This is a genomic window from Kitasatospora sp. NPDC005856, from assembly GCF_040629945.1.
Lineage (GTDB): Bacteria > Actinomycetota > Actinomycetes > Streptomycetales > Streptomycetaceae > Kitasatospora.
In genome coordinates this window covers 1-1,049 of record NZ_JBEXWT010000255.1, presented here as the reverse complement: position 1 = coordinate 1,049, position 1,049 = coordinate 1, and the positions used below count along the sequence as shown (strand labels likewise).

At 71.4% G+C, this 1,049-nt stretch carries 2 protein-coding genes; both read right to left on the bottom strand.

Annotation, left to right across the window (positions count from 1 at the left end; all coding sequences use genetic code 11):
- On the bottom strand, positions 1-506 hold a 506-nt coding region (locus ABZ449_RS42320; RefSeq protein WP_360357532.1), incomplete at its 3' end, for an ABC transporter permease subunit.
- A 2-nt stretch (positions 507-508) separates the two neighbouring features.
- Positions 509-1,049, bottom strand: a 541-nt coding sequence (locus ABZ449_RS42315) for an ABC transporter permease subunit (protein WP_360357529.1), incomplete at its 5' end; no start/stop codon positions are given.

Below are 1,049 nucleotides of genomic sequence, written 5' to 3'. Positions count from 1 at the left end.
GACGCCAGCGCGGCGGTCGCGATCACCTGAACCGCTGCGGTCCGGAAGCCGGCCGCCAGATAGGGCACGGCCAGCGGCAACTCCACCCGGCGCAGCAACTGCGCGCTGGACAGACCCATCCCCCGGGCCGCGTCCCGGGCCTCCGGGTCCGCCTGCCGCACCCCGGTGTACGCGTTGGCCAGCAACGGCGGCACGGCGAAGACGGCCAGCGCCACCACTACCGGCGTCTTCCCGAAGCCGCTGGCGAAGACCACCGGCAGGATGGTCAGCAACGCCAGGGTGGGGATGGCCAGGGTCGCGTTGGAGATCAGCACCACCAGGCCGCCACCTCGGCCGAGGTGCCCGAGCCAGAGCCCGAGCGGCCAGGCCACCAGGCACCCGAGCGCCACCGCCAGGGCGGAGATCGTCAGGTGCTCGCCGAGCCGGTCCAGCATGCCGCCCGGGTTGGTCCAGTTCAGCGGGTCGTTGATCCAGGTGATCGCCTGCCCGATCGGGTTCGCCGCCATGATCACCGCGCCCTCCGGGGGGACCAGGGGGTCACCAGCCGGGCGACCAGGATGAGCAGCAGGTCGAGCACTACCGCGAGCGCCACGCAGAGCAGCGCGGCGGTCATGATCTCGGCCTTGTAGAGGTTGTTCTGGAAGCCCGCGAAAATCAACTGCCCGAGCCCGCCGTGCCCGACCAGCACCCCGACCGTGACCAGCGCCACCGTCGAGACGGTCGCCAGCCGTACGCCGGTCACGATGCCCGGCAGCGCCAGCGGCAGATCGATCCGGAACAGGCGCCTCCACCTGCCGTAACCCATGCCCTCGGCGGCCTCGCGAACCTCCGGCGGCACCTGGTTGAGACCGGCCACCACGTTGCGCACGATCAGCAGCAGCGCGTAGAGGACCAGCCCGACCAGCACCGTTGTCGCACCGGTGCCCAGGTACGGGGCGATGAACGCGAAGAGCGCCAGGGACGGGATGGTGTAGACCACCCCGCTGACAGCGAGGATCGGGCCGGCGAGCGGACGGAACCAGTACGCCAGCACCGACAACGGCAGGGCG